We start from the raw sequence: 17,426 nt of genomic DNA, 5'->3' as shown, positions 1-17,426 counted from the left end.
CTCGACCGTTGCAGGAAACCCGAAGTGGCGTCCACCACGTTGGAGGAAGATCATCGCGGGCACGCCGGTTTACGGCACACTGCATGCCATGGCGTCCTCTGTGAGCAGGAGATCCGTTCTTCGCGCGGCCGGGGTCACCGCCGCCGGAACAGCGGCGGCATTCACCCTTTCGGGTGCATCTAGCGGGGCGGAGGCCCCGGTTTTCGCGCACGGGGTGGCGTCGGGCGATCCGATGCCCGATTCGGTGCTCCTCTGGACCCGCGTCACCCCCTCGCCGGACGCGGTTCCGGGATCCGGAAAAGGGACGTCTGTCGGCGTCCGGTGGGAGGTGGCCGAAGACGCCGGATTCACGCGCGTCGTCGCTCGCGGTCACGTCCGGACGGGACCGGAACGCGACCACACGGTGAAGGTGACCGCGGGCGGGCTGTGCGCGTCGACCGCGTATTGGTACCGCTTCACGTCTCAGGGGGAGGTCTCGCCGTCCGGGCGGACACGTACCGCGCCTTCTCACGACCAGGACGTCGCGAGCCTGCGGTTCGGCGTGGTCTCGTGTGCCAACTGGGCTGTCGGTCACTTCGCCCCCTACGGCTGTTTGGCCGACCGTGACGACCTCGACGCCTTCATTCACCTGGGTGACTACCTCTACGAAGGGAATCCCAACCCTGCAAGTGATCTCCGCCCCTCGGTACCGCCCAACGAGTTGATCACCCTGGGGGACTACCGGCAACGCCACGCGATGTACAAGACCGACGAACACCTCCAGCGGCTGCACGCCCGTCACCCGATGGTCGCGACCTGGGACGACCACGAGGCCGCCGACAACGCCTGGTCCGGCGGCTCGCCGTCACACGACCCGGCGACCGAGGGAAGCTGGGTGGACCGGATGCGGGCCGCGCACCAGGCGTACTTCGAATGGATGCCGGTGCGGCACCGCGGCGACCGGCTGTACCGGCGGCTGAAGTTCGGGCTGGAGCTTCGAAAAGCGGGCCGACCTGACCATGCTGGACCTGCGGACGTACCGGACCCGGCAGCCAGGCCCGGCTCCGGAGGCGGACGGCACCATCCTCGGCGCCGAGCAACGCCAGTGGTTCCTCGACGGCCTCGCCCGCGGGACCGCGTCCTGGAACCTGATCGGGAATTCGGTGATGGTCACGCCGATCAAGATCCCCGCGCTGCCCACCCGCGAACGGCTCGCGCTCGACGACCTGCTCGACGGCCAGCCGACCACCGTGAACACCGACCAGTGGGACGGCTACACCGAGGATCGTCGCCGGGTCCTCGACACCATCGCGGCACAGGGCCGGGGCAACACGGTGTTCCTGACCGGCGACGTCCACTCGTCGTGGGCGAACGACGTGCCGCGCGACGGGACGAGCGTCGCCGTGGAGTTCGTCTGCCCGTCGGTCACCTCCGACAACATCGACGAGCAGCTCGGTGTCCCGCCGCGGACCGGCTCGCTGAAGGTCGAGGCCGCGATCCGCGCGCTGAACCCGCACGTGCGCTTCGTCGAACTCGACTCGCACGGCCCCGGCGTCCTCGAAGTGACCCCGGAAGCCGTCCGGATGAACTGGTACTACGTCGCCGACCGCCGCGACCCGGCGACCGCCGTGACGTTCGCGCACGCCTTCCGGGCGGTGGCCGGTGAGCCCCGGGTGCGCCCTGCGGACGGCTGAACGGGCGCCGATATACTGGCCTAGCCCAGGCTGTCCTGGGCTAGGCCGCTATAGCTCAGCTGGTAGAGCATCTGTCTTGTAAACAGAAGGTCAGGGGTTCGAGCCCCCTTGGCGGCTCAAGATCAAAAGTATGCTGACCAGTGTGAACGCAGTCGAGAAGCTACCTTCAACTAGGTCATTGTGAATCTTGGTCCACGAGCTGGTCCACCAGCCCTGTTAACTTGCATTCGTGGCGACCACGGGCTCGATTGAAGGCGGGCGGCAGCGCGGTAGCGTTCGCCGTCAACGCGACGCGTTCCAGGTACGAGTATCCGCCGGGAAGGACCCCGTGACAGGGGAACGGATCGTTCTAACGGAATCGGTGTCGATCGAGAAGCCGGGAAACGAGAGGTCCGAGCGGACCGCATTGAAGGAAGCGGAGAAGGGGCTCGCGCTGCGCGGTGAAACTTGGATCTTCTCTGCGCAACCTGACTTCAGCAAGCCTCGGGACCCCAGTTCGCTCACCCGCCGGTATGGCCGGCTCGTCGGGAAGCTCGGCGTGAAGACGCAGCTCAAGGAGCTACGTCACTATTCGGCGACACAGCTGCTTACCGCCGGCGTAGACCTTCGGACGGTAGCCGGTCGACTCGGACATGGGGACGGCAGTACCACGCTTCGGCACTACGCGGCGTGGGTCGGAGCTGCCGACAAAGCCGCGGCAGAAACGATCGGTAGCACGATGCCGAAGCTTCGGCAGTGCTCGACACCCCAGAAGCGATCACCTGACCGGTGGCGGGAGGGGCGAGCGAGGTTTGTGCGCCGACGTCTGAGGGGGCTGCGGCGCGCAGTAGAGTGCACGGGGAGTGGCCGTCCGCGTACGACATTCCCGGCCCCCGGGGCGGAACTTGAGTTCCGCCGACGAATGCGGAGGAGGGCGAGTCGATGAGTGATGGTTCGTCGATCGAGTGGACCGAGGCGACCTGGAACCCAACGACCGGTTGTGACCGGGTGTCGGCTGGGTGTGATCACTGCTATGCGTTGACGCTGGCGAAGCGGCTCAAGGCGATGGGGTCGGCGAAGTACCAGACCGATGGTGATCCGCGTACGAGCGGCCCAGGCTTTGGGGTCACGACACATGCTGCGGCGCTCGGGGAGCCGTTCAGGTGGCGGCAGCAGCGACTGGTATTCGTAAATTCGATGAGCGACTTGTTTCACGCGAAGGTACCGGTGGAGTTCATCCGGCGGGTGTTCGCGGTCATGGAGGCGACCCCGCAACACACGTACCAGGTGCTGACGAAGAGGTCCCGCAGGATCCGGCGGCTCGCGTCCTCGTTGGACTGGCCGACGAACCTGTGGCTCGGCGTGTCGGTCGAGGACGAGCGAGTGGCCTATCGGATCGATGACTTGCGTGAAGTCCCGGCCGCGGTGCGGTTCCTCTCCTGCGAGCCGCTGCTCGGGCCACTTCCTCGGCTGAACCTTGCAGGGATCGGATGGGTCATTGTCGGCGGCGAGTCCGGTCCGCATGCACGACCGATGGCGCCAGAATGGGCAAGCGAGATCCGCGACCAGTGCCAGCAGGCTGGCGTCGCATTCTTCTTCAAGCAGTGGGGCGGCCGCACCCCGAAGGCCGGCGGTCGCGAACTCGATGGCCGGACCTGGGACGAGATGCCGTCTCGCGTAGTTACCGCAGCCTGACGATCGATTTCCGGTTGATCTGCCCGGACGCTGGCTCGACGTGCACGACGCCTTCAGCGACGAGGATCCGTAGCGCCTCCGGCGCGTGTTTGCCGAGCCACCGGGCAGTTTCACGCTCCAGCCAGTCCCGCAGGGTCTCGACGCTCACAGGCCCGCTCGCAAGTCTTTGAGCGAGCAGCTCCCGCAGCTCCGGATCGACGCCACCACCAGTCCCGAAGAGATCCATCTGTCCGGCCACCTCGGCCCCACGGGTGCGGGGATCGCGGAACTTCATCCCGCCCTCGCCGTCCACCTTCCACATGGCGTCCTTCATGACCTGGACGCCTTTGACGTGCTTGGTGCCATGGACCAGGTACAACGGCTGGCCCGTGCGGGGCACGACCTCGAACTGCAGCTGATACTCGAACCCGGCCCGCTGGAGTGCGTCGCGGTAGGTCGCGAGCCATTCCCGCCACCGCTCATCAGGTGTGCTGTCCCGATCGGCCTTCTGCCAGAACTCGCGACCGCCGAACACGGCGTCGAGCTGGTCGGAGTCCAGGTCCTCTCGACGGCTGAACCAGTTTGGGCCGAACGTCACGATCGCTTCACTGGCCCGATTGCCCGCGATCTTGCTCAGCAGCGGGAGCGGCACATTCACGTTGCCCCAGCTGTCGAAGATCGCAAGAACCGGATTTCCCCACGCTTCAAGCTGGTCAAGCGCCCGGGTGGTCTCGTCGGCGGCCTCGCCGTGCACGACCTCGACCCGCACTGGCAGTGCCGCCAGGTCACCGAACTTCTCGCCGAGCTCGGCGACCAAGTGCTCGTACCGATCGCGGCGCTTCTCGATGAACACCAACTGCACACGGGATCGACGGAGCCCCATCCGGTCCCGCGCGGCGTGCTTCAGCAGCCTGTCGAGCACGAAGACCGGTGAGCCCTCTTCACCATCGCGGTACCGGCCAGGGCCAGCGAACGCGTCAATGTAGGTCACCTTCGGCCAGCTGTATCCCTGATTGTTCGGCTGGAGCAGCACCGGCCACCAACCGTCCAGGTAACGCTTGTACAGCCGGTGTTTCGCCTCAGTAGCAGGCTCCAACGGCCACAGCGTGTCGTCCATGGCTCCCCTCCGCGAACGGCTCCCGTAACCAACCACATTACCTACGGTGTGCGCCAGGTAACAGAGAACAGGTGTTCGTATGACAGCCTGAAACTCCGTCAGGTCGTCCGTGTAGAAGGGGCTCGTCACGCTCGGCGAGGCCCGGTCGCGGGTTGTAAAATGGCGGGGTGAATCCGGAGTTCATCGGCCTCACGGCCGTAGCGTGGCAGGGGCTAGGCACGGTTATCGCGCTCCTTGCCCTAATTGCCGCGTTGACAGTCGGCTTGTCTCAAGTGAAATCGGCGCAGAAGCTGCGCGTTGAGCAGGCTCGACCGTACATCGTGGTCGACCTTTTGCCAGGTAATGCGTCAGAGAAACTAATAGACCTGGTAGTTACCAATATTGGAAAGTCTCCAGCATACGACTTGCACGTTATTTTCGATCCGGCGCCGGTAAGAACTAATGAGACCTCGAAATTCGAGCTGAAAGATGCACGTATCCTGAACGAGACGACGCCGATGTTCGCACCCGGCCGCGAGTTTCGGATGTTCTTCGACAGCGCCCCCGATCGGTATGCGAGCGACCTGCCGATGAGCTTCAAGGTGATGACCACCTATCGCGACAGTAGTTTCCGACGCTATAACGAGACGTTCACTGTGGACTTTGACGTGCAGCGGGGTGCCATGTACACCCAGGTCCACAGCTTGCACGACGCAGTGAAGGTACTTAAGGACATCTCAAAGGTCCTCGGTGCCTCGGCGATCGCCCGGGGTCCCATCGAAGTTGTGCATGAGGAGCGTGCCGTGTTCAAGGACCGACAGGCGGTTGAGCACAAGGCCCGACTCGCTGAGTTCGAAGCGCTCGAGGCGCGGATGGTTCGCCCGGTAGAACGTGACGAGATCGAGCCAGGCGACGACGACCATAGCGGCACGCCAAGTTGATCAGGCCGTTGTTGTCGTCAACTGGGACGCGCGGAATAGGCACTGAGATGTATCCGCCGGGCCAGGTTCAAGACTTGGCCCGGCGGATACACGGTCATTCGTAGTGATGCTGCACGATCAGGCTGACCAGCGGGACGACCGTGACCAGCAGTTTGATGTAGTGCAAGTGGAGCTCACTGACCACGCGCCGGCCAGGGCCGTTACCCCTGGTTCGGCGCTTTCTTCTTTTCGGTTGTTCTGGCAGGGCAGGGTGGGAGGACTTGATGAGGTCTCGCCGTTGGCCGCGCGTCGCGGTGGTGGTCGGTGTGGTGGCTGCGGTGATCTGGGCGGTGGGAACGTTCGGGTTGCCGGGTTGGCTGCTGGCCGATCAGCACCCGGTCCGCAACGTGCTGGAGGGGCTGAGCTGGCCGGCGGGAATCGTGGCTGCCCTGGGTCTTGGTGCGCCTCCATTGTGGCGGTGGATGCAAGGGCGTCCTCCCGCATCGTCCCCGGCGATGGCGGAACGCGCGGTGAATCCATTGGCGGGGCGGGCACTGCATCTCGTTAATGGTGAGCTGCCACAGGTGTCAGGGGTGGGGTTGCTTGACCTGCGGGTAAAACCTGCGATCGACACCTACGCCGAGGACGGCTCCGATCTTCCCCCTTATGTCGCTCGGGATATCGATGAGGATCTGGAGTGGGCTATCCACGCCGGTGGCATGGTGCTCTTGCATGGCCCGGCGGCGGTTGGCAAATCGCGAGCGGCAGCCGAGGCGCTGCGCCGTCTCCGACCTGACCATAAGCTACTCGTCCCAGACAGTGGCCCGGCGCTGCGTGAAATCGTCGACACCGCCACGGACCTGTCGGAGACGGTGGTCTGGCTCGACGATCTCGAACGCTATCTCGGCTCCGACGGCCTCGATGTCGGACTGTTGCAGCGGTTGTGCCCGCCGGAAGATATTAGCGTCGCTGTGGTCGCGACGATCCGCGATGAGCAACTCGCCCTGCATGCCGACGCCGCTACTCGCCGCACCTCCGATGCCGGCGCGGATATCGACCGGGCGGCGGTGGAAGTTCTCGCCGGAGTCCGTGGGCGACGTCGAATCAGGGTTGCCGCAGTGCTCACAGACTCCGAACGAACCCGTGCTGTCCGGGCTGGTGAGCGTGACGCCCGAGTCAGACGCGCTGTCGCCGCTCCGGAAGGATTCGCCGAGTACTTGGCTGCGGGAGCGGCGATGATGGACCGCTGGAGTACCGGCGAGACGCCGGAGTTCATCCGCGGCCAAGCCCTCATCAGTGCGGCGGTCGACTGTCGTCGGGCCGGACACCACGACCCCGTGCCCGGTGCGCTCCTGGCCGACCTGCACACCCAGTTTCTGCCGCCAGCGTGGCGGTATCGCGCTGACTTGCCCCCGCTCGAAGTGGGGTTACGTTGGGCCACCCGGCCAGTCCTCGGTGCCAGTTCCTGCCTTCAGCCTGCCTCCGATCAGCGCTACCTTGCTTCCGACTACCTGCTCGACCGTACCCAGCAAGCCCACAATGACTCAGCCACGCCGCTCACCGGCCCCATTAGCGACACAACCTGGACCACCCTTACCGCCGCCCTCACCCCCAGGCAAAATCTCCGCGTCGGGGTCAGCGCCTATCACGCCAGCCGCCATGACATTGCCGAACTGGCTTTCATCTCGGCGGCCTCCGAAAACCCGAGAGCCTTGCTCAATGTCGGGGTCGTGCTGAGTGAGCAGGTTGGTCGTGAAGCCGAGGCTGAGCAGGCTTATCGCGACGCCCTCGCCGCAGGCCACACTGGCGCCCTGAACAATCTTGGGATCTTGCTGAAGCAGCAAGCCGGTCGTGAGGTGGAGGCTGAGCAGGCTTTCCGCGACGCTGTCTCCGCGGGCCACTCCAAAGCCTCGTTCAACTTGGGGAACCTGCTGAGTGAGCAAGTTGGTCGTGAAGCCGAGGCTGAGCAGGCTTTTCGCGTCGCCATCGCCGTAGGCTACACCGACGCCTATTGCAACTTGGGGGTCCTGCTGAGTAAGCAAGTTGGTCGTGAAGCCGAGGCCGAGCAGGCTTATCGCGACGCCATCGCCGCAGGCGACCTTAAAGCCCCGCTTAACTTGGGGGTCCTGCTGAGTAAGCAAGTTGGTCGTGAAGCCGAGACTGAGCAGGCTTTTCGCGACGCCATCGCTGCGGGCGACTCCAAAGGTCCGTTCAACTTGGGGGTCTTGCTGAGTGAGCAGGTTGGTCGTGAAGCCGAGGCCGAGCAGGCTTATCGCGACGCCATCGCCGCAGGCAACACTGCCGCCCTGAACAATCTTGGGATCTTGCTGAAGCAGCAAGCCGGTCGTGAGGTGGAGGCTGAGCAGGCTTTCCGCGACGCTGTCTCCGCGGGCCACTCCAAAGCGTCGCTAAACTTGGGGGTCTTGCTGAGTGAGCAAGTTGGTCGCGAGGTGGAGGCCGAGGAGGCTTTTCGCGACGCCCTCGCCGCGGGTCACACTGCCGCCCAGGTCAATCTGGGGGTCTTGCTGAGTGAGCAAGTTGGTCGTGAAGCCGAGGCTGAGCAGGCTTATCGCGACGCCCTCGCCGCGGGTCACACTGCCGCCCAGGTCAATCTGGGGGTCTTGCTGAGTGAGCAAGTTGGTCGCGAAGCCGAGGCCGAGCAGGCTTATCGCGACGCCCTCGCCGCAGGCCATATTGACGCCCTGAACAACCTTGGGGTCCTGCTGAGTGAGCAAGTTGGTCGCGAGGTGGAGGCCGAGGAGGCTTTTCGCGACGCCATCGCAAGGGGCCGCACCATCGCCCAGGTCAATCTAGGGGTCTTGCTGAGTGAGCAAGTTGGTCGTGAAGCCGAGGCTGAGCAGGCTTTTCGCGACGCCATCGTGGCGGGCCACACCCACGCCCGGTTCAACTTGGGGCTCCTGCTGAGTGAGCAAGTTGGTCGTGAAGCCGAGGCCGAGCAGGCTTATCGCGACGCCCTCGCCGCAGGCCATATTGACGCCCTGAACAATCTTGGGGTCCTGCTGAGTGAGCAAGTTGGTCGCGAGGTGGAGGCCGAGGAGGTTTTTCGCGACGCCATCGCGGCGGGCCATATTGACGCCCTGAACAATCTTGGGGTCCTGCTGAGTGAGCAAGTTGGTCGCGAGGTGGAGGCCGAGGAGGTTTTTCGCGACGCCATCGCGGCGGGCCATATCGACGCCCTGAACAATCTTGGGATCTTGCTGAAGCAGCAAGCCGGTCATGAGGTGGAGGCTGAGCAGGCTTTCCGCGACGCCATCGCAGCAGGCAACACCGACGCCCTGAACAACCTACAATTACTGCTGGGCGAACAAGAACGTCGGAAAGAGGAATAGGAATATGAGTCTATCCGTACTCGCAGGCATGGCAGCATGGCGACGTTCTTTCCAGCTGGTGCTCGGTGAATGCCGCTGACCGAATCACTCCCAGTACTCGCCTCTTGTCTTGGCTCAGAGAGAACGTCTGGCAGTGGTTCGTGGTCCACGATCTGGTCCACGAACTGATGCCCACCTATGCCTCTGGCGTCTAAATTCGTGCTACTGACGCCGCCGGTGACCAGGGAATCCACGTGTCACCAAAGCGGCGCTGGAACTTGTAAACAGAAGGTCAGGGGTTCGAGCCCCCTTGGCGGCTCCCCTTCACCACCGTCCTCAATGCGCCGCGGTGACCGCCGCTTCCCGTGCGGGGCGGATCCGGCTCAGCTGCACGAGGCTGAAGCCGAACAGCAGGACGCCGAGCGGGACGTGGACCGCCGTCACGTGTGCGATCCCGAGGAATACCTGCACCAGCGTGAGGCCGAGGAACACGGCCGCGGGCAGGATCGGCTTGGCGGAGCCGCCGCCTGATCGCCACACGAGGATCGCGATGAGCACATGCAGCGTCGAGACGACGAACAGCGTGTAGGCCGTGGCGCTGTGCAGTGTGTGGCCACTCGGCACGGTCAGCAGGATGCCGGCCGAGATCGGGGTGAGGAAGACGGCCAGGGTCTGCACGGCGATCGCGACGCGCAACGGGGTCGGCATGTGAGCTCCTTCGAGTGGTCGTGTCACCACCTGGACGATTGAGCCGCCGGAAACGTGACCGCTTGACATGCAGCCGGGTGGCTGCCTAACCTGCAAAGGCAACCAAGAGGCTGCATATCAGGGGAGAGCGGCATGGACGAGGTCTTCAAGGCGTTGGCGGACCCCAGCCGTCGCCGGTTGCTCGACGACCTGAACGCCCGCAACGGGCAGACCCTCCGCGAGCTGTGCGCGGGGCTGGACATGGCGCGGCAGTCGGTCAGCAAGCATCTGGCCGTGCTGGAAGCGGCGAATCTGGTGACCACGGTGCGCCGTGGCCGCGAGAAGTTGCACTACGTGAACGCGGAGCCGGTCAACGCGATCGCCGAGCGCTGGATCGACCGCTACCACCAGGGCCGCGTCGACGCGCTCGCCGACCTCAAGAAGGCATTGGAGCAGGAACCCATGAGCACCGACGAATTCGTGTACACCAGCTACATCAGGACGACGCCCGAGCGGCTTTGGCGGGCGCTCACCGATCCGGCCTTCACCAAGCGGTACTGGGGTTGTGAGTTCACTTCGGACTGGAAGCCCGGGTCGGCGATGGCCTGGGAGCAGCTCGGCGTGAAACTGGAGGACCCCGAACAGGTCGTCCTCGAAGCCGACCCGTACCGGCGGCTGTCCTACACGTGGCACACCTTCACGCCGGAGTTCGCCAAGTCGGTCGGGCTCGACGACGACGTGTCGGCGAAGCTCCAGGCCGAATCGCGGTCGAAGGTCACCTTCGATCTCGAACCCGCCGGTGACACGGTGAAACTGACCGTGGTGCACGACGGTTTCGACCCGGGCAGCACCGCGCTGGAGATGGTCAAGGGCGGCTGGCCGTCGATCCTGTCGAGCCTCAAAACACTGCTCGAGACGGGTGAGCCGCTGCCCGATCCCGCGTAACCCGGTCGACGTCGCCGGGGAGATCGGGCACGATGCGCGGCGTGCCCCTGGAGATCGCCTGCGACGAGTCCGGGTCCGAGGGCGGGAAACTGATCGGCGGGGAGACCGACGTGTTCGCGCACGCGGGAGTCCGGCTGAGTCTCGACGAGGCCGCCGCCTGCCTGGTCGAACTGCGGCGGAGGATCCGTTCGCCGGCGGTCGAGTACAAGGCGAACCACCTGCTCCGCACGAAGCACCGGCGGGTCCTCGAATGGTTCCTCGGGCCGCTCGGCCCGGTCCACGGGCGAGCCAAGGTGTATCTCGTGGACAAGAAACGGCTGCTGGCGAACGAACTCCGCGCGCTCGCAGGCGCGGAGATCCGGCCGGACGACGCGATCCTCGCCGCGTTCAACGACGTGCTGCGGACCAGGAACCGCCGGGATCCGGCGGCGGGGTCGTTCTTCGCGATGGCCGGGGACACCGCGGAATTGAGGGCGAAGGTCGCCGCGGCACGGGACGCCGAGATCCTCGATCCGCTGGTACCCGCGATCCTCCGCGCCGTCGAGTACTGGAGCGGGGGCGGGGAGCAGGTCCTTCTCGTCCACGACGAACAACCGTCGCTCAAAGGGGACCGGCTCGCCCGGATCGAGTCCGCACCCGGATTGGCCGGGGTGAAGTTCGTGGATTCACGGACGGATCCACGGGTGCAGGCAGCCGATTTCCTGGCCGGTGTCGCCCGCCGGATCGCCGAGGACGAATTGAACGGGAACGGCGACGAGAAATTGGCCGGATTGCTCGCGCCCTATGTCGATCCGGCGTCCCTCTGGGACTGATTCACTCCATGGCACACCGAATCGCTCGGCTGGACGGTTGCCCGGCGCGGCGGCGGGCTGGAAACGTCGGAACGGATCCGACACCGGCCCGGGAGGCAGTCGCAGATGCAGGCTTTCACCTTGCCCGAGTTCTACGTGCCGCATCCGGCCAGGATGAATCCGCACCTCGAAGCGGCGCGAGCGCACAGTATGGCCTGGGCCAGGGAAATGGGGATGCTCGATTCCCCGTCGCCGTCGGGTGACGTCGTCTGGACCGAACAGGCACTGGCGAAAATGGACTATGCGCTGCTCTGCGCGCACACCCATCCGGACTGTGACGGGCCGTCCCTCGATCTGGTCACGGACTGGTACGTGTGGGTGTTCTTCTTCGACGACGATTTCCTCGCGCAATTCAAGTACACCCGGGATATCGAGGGCGCGAAGGCTTATCTGGACCGCCTGGAACTGTTCATGACCGGGCCGGGGGAAACGTCGCCGGAGCCGGGGAATCCCGCCGAAGCCGGACTCGAAGACCTTTGGGCGCGCACCATTCCCTCGATGTCGGAGGCGTGGCGCCGTCGTTTCGTCACCAGTACGCACAACCTGATGGTCGAATCGCTCTGGGAACTGGACAACATCGACCGCGGCCGGATCGCGAACCCCATCGAATACGTCCAGATGCGGCGCCGGGTCGGCGGCGCGCCGTGGTCGGCGAACCTCATCGAGTACGCCGTCGGCGCCGAAGTGCCGGACGGGATCGCGGCGACCAGGCCGATGGAGGTCCTGCGCGACACGTTCGCCGACGCCGTCCACCTTCGCAACGATCTCTTTTCCTACCAACGCGAAGTACGCGAAGAGGGGGAGAATTCCAACGCGGTCCTGGTCTTCGAGAAGTTCCTCGATCTCCCGACGCAGGAGGCGGCCGATCTCACCAACGACCTGCTGACCTCACGGCTGCAGCAGTTCGAGAACACCGCGCTCGTCGAGGTCCCCGCGCTGCTGGCCGAACGCGACGTCTCGCTGTCCGAGCAGATCGCGGTCGGTCTTTACGTCAAGGGGCTGCAGGATTGGCAGTCCGGCGGGCACGAATGGCACGTGCGGTCGAGCCGGTACATGAACGATGGCGCGGCCTCCGGTGGCAACGGGCTGGGCCTCGTCCAGCGGGTGCGGCAGCAGGCGCCGCCGCCGTTCGCGAAGGCCGGGCAGCTGCCCCTGCCGGAATTCCGCATGCCGTACCCCGTGCGCACCAGCCCCCACCTCGCCGCGGCGCGCGAGTACGGGCCGGGCTGGGCGCGCGAGATGGGGATGTTCGACGACGTGGTGTGGGACGAGCGCCGGTATCTCGGCATCGACCTGGCGCACTGCGCCGCGATGATCGACGCGGACGCGGACTTCGAACGGCTGAAGCTGTCGACCGACTGGCTCACCTGGGGTACCTACGGTGACGACTACTTCCCGCTGGTCTTCGGCGCGAAACGGGACCCGATCGCCGCGAAACTGTGCAGTGACCGGCTTTCCTTGTTCATGCCCCTCGACGGCGAGCCGGTGCCGAAACCGTCGAACCCGATCGAGCGAGGCCTCGCGGACCTGTGGGACCGCACCGCCGGACCGCTGACCCCGCGCGGGCGGGCGGGGTTCCGGCGGGCGGTCGAGAGCATGACCGCGAGCTGGGTGTGGGAGGTGGGGAACCAGGCGCAGAACCGCGTCCCTGATCCGGTCGACTACGTGGAGATGCGGCGACGGACGTTCGGATCCGACCTGACGAAGAGCCTCGCGCTCCTCGAACTCGGCGACGTCCTGCCGCCGGAGCTCTTCCAGAACCGGGTGCTGTCCGAGCTCGACACCGCGGCGCAGGACTACGCGGCGTTCGCCAACGACCTGTTCTCGTACCAGAAGGAAATCGAGTACGAGGGCGAGGTGCACAACCTCGTGTACGTCGTCGAACGGTTCCTGGAGGTGGACCGGATCGAGGCCCGCGACATCGCCGCGCGGCTGATGAACGCGCGGCTGGAGCAGTTCGAGCAGCTCGACGGCGAAGGCCTGCCGCGGATGTGCGACGACCTCGGGCTCGGCGACGACGTCCGCGCGGCGCTGATCGGATACGCGGACCACCTCAAGGACTGGATGGCCGGAATCCTGGAATGGCACCGGAAATGCGTGCGGTACACGCCGGTGGAGCTGGAGCGCGCCCGCACTCCCGAGCCGCCGTCGTTCTCGCTCGTGCCGAGCGGAATCGGCATGTCGGCCTGGCGGATCGGGAGCGGGGCGCGCTGAAGGCTGTCGGGTGCCCCGGGGGGTGTCGCGAAAGCCACTTTCGCAACCTTGAGGGTTGTGAAAGTGGCTTTCGCAACTTCGGGCTCGGCGTGAGCTGCTCCCTCGCGACACGCCCACCCGCACCCGGCACCCGGCAGCGGGAAAAGCCCCGCCGCCTAGAAAGCGGTCAGAATGATCCGCGCGGTCCGCGGATCCCCGTCGTGCACCAGCGACTCGAAGTGCCCGACGTCGTCGAAAGCGAACCCGTACGCCTTTCCGTCGACCATCTGCTCGTGCACGATCCGCGAGTAGTGATCGGTCACGGCCTGCTTGTAGAACTGGCCGGCGTCATAAGTCGGCTGCGTGTGCAGGGTGCCGAGGGTCGAGCGATGCAGCGCCGCGCACAGTGTCCGCGCGATCGGCCCGACGACCTGGTCGTTCGGCGCGTGCAGCCGTCCGTCGCAGTTGAAGACGTCACGGGTGCTCGGCTTGCTGAACGACGCCACCGTCGCGCCCGAGGTGTCGGTGAAGCGCAGGACGTCGTCCCCACCGGTCCGGCCGGTGAACTTCTTGCCGGGTTCGGCCTCGAACGGGACCACGGTCAGCGGCGTCGACTTGTAGGTGTTCCAGGCGCTCGTGACGTAGCCGTCGAGGTAGGTCCCGCTGAACTTGCCCGTGTCGAGCCCCTTGCCGGGAGCGAGCACCCGCAGCCGGTTGTACACCAGGTTCGAGAAACCGGACTGACCTTGGACGGCGTTGAAGATGGCTTCGCGGCCACCCGCCTTGAGCCGTCCGGCCTCCTTGTTCGTCCCCGCCCCGTTGGTGAGCCCGACGGCGTGCGGCACGCTGAACATGTCGACCTGCGAGCTGTTGATGAACAGCCCGCCGTTGTCGTAGGTGAATTCGCTCCAGTCGAACAGGATGTCGCGGTTCGGGTCGCCGTCGGCCCACGGCGCGGGCTGCACCAGCCCGTCCGGGGTCAGGAAGAACTTGATCTTCTGCCCGAACGACATGTAGACCCGGCCCGAGAGCATCCGCGGGATCCGCAGCGTGGTCGAGCCGCCGTTGCCGGGGCCGGCGATCGAGACGTCCGGCGCGGGGCTCGGCGGGTTCGCTCCCGGCGGCCACGGGGTGAACGTGCCGGCGGCGTTGACGTAACCGAGTTTCCCGGTGTTGAGGTTCGTGCCGAGCACGTAGAGGTGGACCGCGTCCGAGCGGTTCGAGTTGTTGGTGACGGTCAGCGGCAGCGGATCGGGGCCCGCGGCGACCGCGGTGGGTGCCGAAAGCGCCGAAACTCCGGTGACCAGGGGGAGGGCGACCGCCAACGCGGTCAAGACGCGCCGGATCTTCTTGCGGATGCGCACAGTTCACTCCTCGGCGGAATCCCGCCGCGGAGCGTGGACGCGCCGCGGCGGTGCTTGCGGATGTCGGCCGGGGGCGCGTTCCCGGCCTGGGCGTGACCTTGGCGAGGGGTCTCAGCACGGGAAGTTACGTCGCCGGACGCGGAGATGTCCAGACCACTGGTGGGAATCTGTCCGGTTTTCCGCCGGGCCGGACAATTCGTCGCGGGCCTTTCGTCGATTGAGGTGGCCGGATTCCTCGACTACCGTTGGCCGGGTTCCGTCCTGGACCCCGGCGGCCGGGTTTTCTCATCCGTGGGGAGCGGGACATGAGCGACGAGTTTCCGATGCGAAGAACCGGCGGCGGGGAGACGTGGATTTCCCCCGCCTGCTGGGACGGCCTCGCCAGGGCCGCGGTGGACGGCGAGCCACACGGGATGGACGAGCTGATGGCCGCCGTCGCGACCTGGGCGCGGCAGTACGCCGCGACCCGTCTCGGCGGCCATGAGCTGACCTATCTCGAACCGGCCGACGTGGCGCAGGAGATCTGCCTCGCGGTCTTCGTCGCGATCCCCGGTCACGGCCGCCGCGGCGGCTCCTTCCTGTTCCTCCTGCGCGCCATCGCGGCGAACAAGGTCGCCGACGTCTTCCGGAAGGCAGCGCGGAGCAAGCAGGTGCTGACCGGCGAGCTTCCCGAACGGCCCGCCGGGGCCGCGGAGGAACCCGAGCAGCGCGCCCTGCGGACGGATCTCGGTCTCCGGCTCGGCAGGCTGATGCGGACGCTGCCGACCTCCCACCGGGAGGTGCTGGGCATGCGGGTGATCGGCGAACTGACGTCGAACGAGACCGCGGCGGCGCTCGGGACGACGTCGTCACGCGTGCGGGTGACCAAACACCGCGCGATCAGCAGGCTGCGCGCCTGCGCTCAGCGCCAGGACGCTTTGAGCTGAATACGGATCAGCAGCCGGACAAAAGGATTCTCCCGTTTGGCACGGGTTTCGAGAATGCGAACGCACATGGCCCCTCCAGAGCTCGCCGTCGAGTGCCGCTGCCGGGGGCCGGGACAAACGGTCTCGGATTCCACCCTAGGCGCGGACCGGTGGGCCGGAACCGGCCGAACGGACCATTGAGGCCGGGTAATTCGTCACGTGAACGTGGGAGGATGGTCGTGGTGCGGACAAGTCGTACGCGCTGTTCGCCCTTGATCCCGGCGGGCCCGTCCGATACCGGGCAACGCCGGGAGGCACGCCATGGGGATTCGACGGCATGATCGCGCCGCTTCGGTTTGGGCGAAGATGTGTTTTCTCGCTTCGGAAACCGGTTCACCGGTCTCGGTCGAACACGCCTGCGTCATTTGCGGACAGGTTCTCGACGCCGCGGGTGTCGGGCTCACCCTCACCGCCGGCGGAGGTCTCGCCGAGCCCGTCTTCGCCACCGACGAACGCAGCCGTGAATTGGAAGATCTGCAGTTCACGCTCGGCGAAGGTCCCGCGGTGGAGGTGGTGCGCGGCGGTATGCTCGTCGTCGTAACCGATGTGACCAGTTCGGAGGCATCACTCCGATGGCCGATGTTCGCGCCCGAGGCGATCGACCGGAGCGTGAAATCGATCATCGCGGTGCCGATCCGGGCCGGTGCGGTCAAAGTGGGCGTTGTCGACTGTTATCGCGAATTCGCCGGTGCCCCGTCGAGGGAACGGCGGGCGCAAGCGCTCGTCTGCGCCGAAGCGGTGATCACCCTCGCCATCGCCGAGGCCGACGCCGGCGGGCCGGGACTGGCCGGATTGATCGACCGCGGATTCACCGGCCATCGCGACCGGGTGCATCAGGCCGCGGGCATGGTGTCGGTCCAGCTCGGCGTCGGGCTCGCGGACGCGCTCGCGCGGTTGCGCGCCTTCGCCTACGCGAACGACCGGAAGCTCGACGAGGTGGCCAGGGACGTGGTGCTCCGCCGGGTCACGTTCCGGTCCGGACCATGACGGACGTGAGCCCGAGGAGACAGCAGAGACGATGACCGACCTGACGGCCGGCTTGCGCGAGACCTTCGTCCAGTTGGCGGACACCCTCGTCGACGACTTCGACCTCGTCGAGTTCCTCGATCTGTTGGCCTGCAGATGCGTCGAACTGCTCGGGGTCGGTGGGGCCGGGCTGGTGCTCGCCGACGCGCGCGGCGCGCTCACCATGGTCGCCGCGTCCGATGAGAAGACCCGCCTGCTCGAAGTGTTCCAGCTGCGGAACTCGGAGGGGCCGTGCCTGGACTGCCACCGGGACGCCGAGCCGGTGGACTGCCCGGATCTGGCGAAGACGGGCAAGAGCTGGCCGAAGTTCTCCAAAGAAGCCGAAAAGGCCGGATTCCGTTCCGTGTACGCGTTGCCGATGCGGCTTCGTGAGGAAGTGATCGGTGCGCTGAGCCTGTTCGGTACGAGCCCCGCGCCACTCGACGCCGCCGGATTGTGCTTGGCGCAGGCGCTCGCGGACGTCGCCACGATCGGCATCCTGCATCACCGGCTGTGGCAGCGGCAGGAGATCGTCACCGCGCAGCTTCAGACGGCGTTGAACAGCAGGGTGATCATCGAGCAGGCGAAGGGTGTTCTCGCCGAACGCCTCCGGGTTTCGGTGGACGACGCGTTCGGCGTATTGCGCGCCTACGCGCGGAGCAACAATCGCAAGATCCTTTCCGTGGCGGCCGGGATCGTCGACCGCACAGTGGAAATCCCGCGCTGAACGATACCGATTCGGCGC

14 protein-coding genes, 1 tRNA gene and 1 pseudogene are annotated in these 17,426 nt (G+C 66.1%); 13 read left to right on the top strand and 3 right to left on the bottom strand.

Features of this window, described 5'->3' with window-relative positions:
* Nucleotides 1–88: 88 nt before the first annotated feature.
* The 5 genes and pseudogenes from H4W30_RS44220 to H4W30_RS18395 all read left to right on the top strand — a co-directional run.
* Nucleotides 89–907 (top strand): annotated as a pseudogene (locus H4W30_RS44220) (alkaline phosphatase D family protein); the annotation flags it as partial.
* Nucleotides 908–998: 91 nt separating this feature from the next.
* The gene (locus tag H4W30_RS44215) at nucleotides 999–1,673 is read left to right on the top strand and encodes an alkaline phosphatase D family protein (protein WP_264082851.1); all 675 of its coding nucleotides are present in this window, start codon (nucleotides 999–1,001) and stop codon (nucleotides 1,671–1,673) included.
* Nucleotides 1,674–1,717: 44 nt separating this feature from the next.
* Nucleotides 1,718–1,790: transfer RNA gene (locus H4W30_RS18405), tRNA-Thr, on the top strand.
* Between the two features lie 112 nt (nucleotides 1,791–1,902).
* Nucleotides 1,903–2,598 (top strand): tyrosine-type recombinase/integrase, encoded by a 696-nt coding sequence (locus H4W30_RS18400; RefSeq protein ID WP_192743898.1) that lies wholly within the window; start codon nucleotides 1,903–1,905, stop codon nucleotides 2,596–2,598.
* Nucleotides 2,595–3,347 (top strand): DUF5131 family protein, encoded by a 753-nt coding sequence (locus H4W30_RS18395; protein WP_192743897.1) that lies wholly within the window; start codon nucleotides 2,595–2,597, stop codon nucleotides 3,345–3,347. The genes H4W30_RS18400 and H4W30_RS18395 overlap by 4 nt, the downstream gene beginning before the upstream one ends.
* On the opposite strand, the gene H4W30_RS18390 is transcribed toward H4W30_RS18395, so the two are convergent.
* Nucleotides 3,334–4,572 carry a three-Cys-motif partner protein TcmP gene (locus H4W30_RS18390; protein ID WP_318780616.1) on the bottom strand — a complete coding sequence of 413 codons (1,239 nt, stop codon included), beginning with the start codon at nucleotides 4,570–4,572 and terminating at the stop codon, nucleotides 3,334–3,336. The genes H4W30_RS18395 and H4W30_RS18390 overlap by 14 nt on opposite strands.
* A 38-nt stretch (nucleotides 4,573–4,610) precedes the next feature.
* Here H4W30_RS18390 and H4W30_RS18385 point away from each other — a divergent pair, with 38 nt between their 5' ends.
* Entirely contained in the window at nucleotides 4,611–5,363 is a 753-nt protein-coding gene (locus H4W30_RS18385) for a hypothetical protein (RefSeq protein ID WP_192743896.1), read from the top strand.
* Nucleotides 5,364–5,626: 263 nt separating this feature from the next.
* Nucleotides 5,627–8,692: a tetratricopeptide repeat protein gene (locus H4W30_RS18380; protein WP_192743895.1), complete on the top strand. Its 3,066-nt coding sequence runs from the start codon at nucleotides 5,627–5,629 to the stop codon at nucleotides 8,690–8,692.
* Nucleotides 8,693–9,007: 315 nt separating this feature from the next.
* On the opposite strand, the gene H4W30_RS18375 is transcribed toward H4W30_RS18380, so the two are convergent.
* A complete protein-coding gene (locus H4W30_RS18375) occupies nucleotides 9,008–9,379 on the bottom strand; it encodes a hypothetical protein (protein ID WP_192743894.1) in 372 nt (123 codons plus the stop codon).
* Between the two features lie 132 nt (nucleotides 9,380–9,511).
* Here H4W30_RS18375 and H4W30_RS18370 point away from each other — a divergent pair, with 132 nt between their 5' ends.
* The 3 genes from H4W30_RS18370 to H4W30_RS18360 all read left to right on the top strand — a co-directional run bounded on the left by H4W30_RS18370 (nucleotide 9,512) and on the right by H4W30_RS18360 (nucleotide 13,368).
* The gene (locus tag H4W30_RS18370; RefSeq protein WP_192743893.1) at nucleotides 9,512–10,303 is read left to right on the top strand and encodes an ArsR/SmtB family transcription factor; all 792 of its coding nucleotides are present in this window, start codon (nucleotides 9,512–9,514) and stop codon (nucleotides 10,301–10,303) included.
* A 32-nt stretch (nucleotides 10,304–10,335) separates the two neighbouring features.
* A complete protein-coding gene (locus tag H4W30_RS18365; RefSeq protein ID WP_192743892.1) occupies nucleotides 10,336–11,115 on the top strand; it encodes a DUF3800 domain-containing protein in 780 nt (259 codons plus the stop codon).
* A 105-nt stretch (nucleotides 11,116–11,220) separates the two neighbouring features.
* Entirely contained in the window at nucleotides 11,221–13,368 is a 2,148-nt protein-coding gene (locus H4W30_RS18360; RefSeq protein ID WP_192743891.1) for a terpene synthase family protein, read from the top strand.
* A 155-nt stretch (nucleotides 13,369–13,523) separates the two neighbouring features.
* Here the strand turns inward: H4W30_RS18360 and H4W30_RS18355 are convergent, their stop codons facing one another.
* Nucleotides 13,524–14,711, bottom strand: coding sequence for a beta-1,3-glucanase family protein (locus H4W30_RS18355; RefSeq protein ID WP_192743890.1), 1,188 nt, complete (start codon nucleotides 14,709–14,711; stop codon nucleotides 13,524–13,526).
* A gap of 305 nt (nucleotides 14,712–15,016) precedes the next feature.
* Here H4W30_RS18355 and H4W30_RS18350 point away from each other — a divergent pair, with 305 nt between their 5' ends.
* The 3 genes from H4W30_RS18350 to H4W30_RS18340 all read left to right on the top strand — a co-directional run bounded on the left by H4W30_RS18350 (nucleotide 15,017) and on the right by H4W30_RS18340 (nucleotide 17,408).
* Nucleotides 15,017–15,637, top strand: coding sequence for a sigma-70 family RNA polymerase sigma factor (locus H4W30_RS18350; protein ID WP_192743889.1), 621 nt, complete (start codon nucleotides 15,017–15,019; stop codon nucleotides 15,635–15,637).
* A 300-nt stretch (nucleotides 15,638–15,937) separates the two neighbouring features.
* Nucleotides 15,938–16,663, top strand: a complete 726-nt coding sequence (locus H4W30_RS18345) for a GAF and ANTAR domain-containing protein (RefSeq protein ID WP_192743888.1) — start codon at nucleotides 15,938–15,940, stop codon at nucleotides 16,661–16,663.
* A 31-nt stretch (nucleotides 16,664–16,694) separates the two neighbouring features.
* Nucleotides 16,695–17,408, top strand: a complete 714-nt coding sequence (locus tag H4W30_RS18340) for a GAF and ANTAR domain-containing protein (RefSeq protein ID WP_192743887.1) — start codon at nucleotides 16,695–16,697, stop codon at nucleotides 17,406–17,408.
* Nucleotides 17,409–17,426 lie beyond the last annotated feature (18 nt).

Origin of the sequence: Amycolatopsis roodepoortensis (assembly GCF_014873915.1) — a bacterium.
Lineage (GTDB): Bacteria > Actinomycetota > Actinomycetes > Mycobacteriales > Pseudonocardiaceae > Amycolatopsis > Amycolatopsis roodepoortensis.
This window is presented reverse-complemented; position numbering and strand designations above follow the sequence as displayed.